Annotated in this window: 3 protein-coding genes; 2 read left to right on the plus strand and 1 reads right to left on the minus strand. The window is 68.2% G+C overall.

Annotation, left to right across the window (positions count from 1 at the left end; all coding sequences use genetic code 11):
- The first annotated feature begins 219 nt into the window (after positions 1-219).
- Positions 220-807, plus strand: a complete 588-nt coding sequence (locus D471_RS0129825; RefSeq protein WP_017602003.1) for a DUF1707 SHOCT-like domain-containing protein — start codon at positions 220-222, stop codon at positions 805-807.
- A gap of 86 nt (positions 808-893) precedes the next feature.
- Positions 894-2,105 (plus strand): phosphoserine phosphatase SerB, encoded by a 1,212-nt coding sequence (gene serB, locus D471_RS0129830; protein WP_026128224.1) that lies wholly within the window; start codon positions 894-896, stop codon positions 2,103-2,105.
- Positions 2,106-2,213: 108 nt separating this feature from the next.
- Here serB and D471_RS36900 read toward each other — a convergent pair.
- Positions 2,214-2,916 (minus strand): glycoside hydrolase family 16 protein (locus D471_RS36900; protein ID WP_040691914.1); only part of this gene is annotated, 703 nt, incomplete at its 5' end.

Consider the following 2,916-nt stretch of genomic DNA (forward strand, 5'->3'; position numbering starts at 1 on the left):
TCACCGCCCACCAGGCGGAGAGTCGCCGTGAGGCGCTCCGGAAGCTCGACATGGCCGTGCGCCGCGCACAGGTGGCCGCGCACGCGGCGATCGCCCCACGCGGTTAGCCGGCGCCGAGGTGACCGAATCTCGGGGTTCTCCCAGGGGAATCACCTGATCCGACACGACGGATCTCCCCCAATACTGGATGGCAGGTGGACACGAGGGAACGAGGAGACCATGCAGCCCGACCACATCCGAGCCTCCGACGCGGACCGCGACGAGGTCGCCGCCAGGCTTCGGGAAGCCCTGGCCGAAGGCAGGCTGAGCCCGGTGGAGCTCGAGGAACGGTTGGACGGCCTCTACCGCGCCAAGACCGTCGGCGAACTCGCACCTTTGGTCCGGGACCTGCCGACGAACCAACGGGAGGAACATCCCGCCCTGGGAGCGGAGGCTCGGGACCTGGCCGGACGGAGCAAGGGATCGGAGAACCTGGTGGCCGTCTTCGGCGGCTGCGAGCGCAAGGGCCGTTGGCTGGTGGAGCCGCGCACCAACGTGTCCGTGCTGTGCGGCGGGGTGGAACTGGACCTGCGTGAGGCCGTCCTCAGCCAGAACGAGGTGACGATCCAGTTGGCCGTCATCATGGGCGGGGTCGACATCACCGTGCCGCATGGGGTCAGGGTGATCAACAACACGTCCGCGATCCTGGGCGGGACCGACGTGCACGGTACGGACCAGGTCACGGAGCCGAACGCGCCGGTCGTCCGGCTCACCGGCACCTGCATGTTGGGCGGAATCGACGTCAAGGCGAAGCAGCCGAAGCGTTAACAGCTGTCCATATAGTGAACGACCTGCGAAAAGAGGCTGACCTGCCGATCACTCGCAGGTCCGGGCCGAGTACCGTGGATGGCGTCATGAATGATGAAACCACGTTGTCGGTCACGGTGACCGGACGAGACCGTCCGGGCATCAGCGCGCGTCTGCTCAGCACCCTCTCCGTCTTCCCGGTGGCCATCGTCGACCTGGAGCAGGTCGTCCTCGGTGGTCGCCTGGTCCTGGGGGCGATCCTGGAGGTGGACGAACGCGTCGCCCCCGGCGTGACCCGGCACCGGGTCTTCGAAGAGGTCCGCGGCGCGCTGGACAAGACCGCGATCGACCTCGACATGGAGACCGAGTACGGGGACGGAAACGGTCGGGTCAACGCCTACGACCCCAACCGCCTGCACGTCACCGTCCTGGCGGATCCGCTCCGCCCCGGCGCCCTGGCCGCGATCACGTCCTGTGTCGCCCGGGCGGGGGCCAATATCGACCGTATCGAGCGGCTCTCCAGCTATCCCGTGACCTCCGTCGAGATGGACATCTCCGGGGGCAGCGCCGACCAGCTCCGCGCCGAGCTCGCGATGGAGGCGAGTACCCAGGCCGTGGACGTCGCCGTCCAGTCGAGCGGGCTGCACCGCCGGGGCAAGCACCTCATCATCATGGACGTGGACTCGACCCTGATCCAGGGCGAGGTGATCGAGCTCCTGGCCGCCCACGCCGGTTGCGAGGCGGAGATCGCCAAGGTCACCGAACAGGCGATGCGCGGGGAACTGGACTTCGAGGAGTCCCTCCGTGCCCGTGTCGCACTGCTCCGCGGCCTGGACGCCTCCGCGATCGACCGTGTGCGCGAGGAAATCGTCCTGACCCCGGGCGCCCGAACCCTGGTACGTACGTTGAAGCGCCTGGGCTACGAGTGCGGCATCGTCAGCGGCGGGTTCACCCAGATCACCGACTCCCTGGTGGAGCTCCTGGACCTCGACTACTCGGCGGCGAACACCCTCGAGGTCGTGAACGGGAAGCTCACCGGTGAACTGGTCGGGCCGATCATCGACCGCAAGGGCAAGGCGACGACCCTCCAGCAGTTCGCCGACGAGGCCGGGGTCCCGCTCACCCAGACGGTCGCCATCGGGGACGGCGCCAACGACCTGGACATGCTCCAGACCGCGGGGTTGGGTGTGGCCTTCAACGCCAAGCCCGTGGTCCGGGAACAGGCTGACACGTCGGTGACCGTTCCCTACCTGGACGCGATCGCCTTCATCCTGGGCATCACGCGCGAGGAGATCGAGGCCGCCGACCTGCACGGGTAGGGCGCGGGTGAGGCGGGGGCAAGGGCCTCCCGCCCCGGTTCGCGCGTACCCGTGCGCCCAGCCGTGTCGCACTGGGGGGAGTCGGACCGACGGGAGAACCGCGGTGGGTCAGTCGGCTGCGGCGGCGCTCCCACGGAGGTGGCTGGTCGGAACGCCGTCTGGCCGGTAGCCCCGCACATAGTCGACGACGAAGTGTTTCGGGCGGGCGGTGGCGGGCTCCGGGCGGTCAGCGGGGAACTCGTAGATGTTCAGCATCAGCTGCATCGGGTAGTCCGGGGACTGGTCGAGACTGCGCTGGAGGTGACCGTCGATGAAGAAGGCGACGTGCTCCGGGGTCCATTCCACGGTGTAGGTGTGGAATCGACGGACATCGATCTCGACTCTGACCTGTGTGAAGTCTTCGTGGAGGGTGGGGTCGTCGAAAGGATGGACGCCCATGCCGACCGCCGCCGACTCGGGTGAGACGTCACGTCCGAAGATCTCGGCGACGCAGATCTCCCCCGACCGCTCAGGAACCTCCTCGTAACCGATCATCCACAGAGCCACCATGCAGTCCGCATCGGCGGTGGCCTTGGCACGCATCTCGATCACCCCGTAGTGGGGTGTGTAGAGTCGCTGGTTCTTCCACTCCTCGCGGACTCGGGCCGCCGGGTGGACGCCGTGCTGACCGATGTCGCTCCCGAGCGGCCCGGCGAACAGGCCGGTCTGGAGGCTCGAGACGCGCATCTGCCCGTCCAGGGGAGGCGCCCAGGGCTGCTGGTCATCCTCGATTCTCAGATCCAGGTGCCCGCCGCCGACTCGGTAGCGAGCC

Source organism: Nocardiopsis lucentensis DSM 44048 (assembly GCF_000341125.1).
Lineage (GTDB): Bacteria > Actinomycetota > Actinomycetes > Streptosporangiales > Streptosporangiaceae > Nocardiopsis > Nocardiopsis lucentensis.

Coding starts and splice junctions, on each gene's coding strand:
- serB (WP_026128224.1), top strand. CDS start 894: ATGAATGATGAAACCACGTTGTCGGTCACGGTGACCGGACGAGACCGT.
- D471_RS0129825 (WP_017602003.1), top strand. CDS start 220: ATGCAGCCCGACCACATCCGAGCCTCCGACGCGGACCGCGACGAGGTC.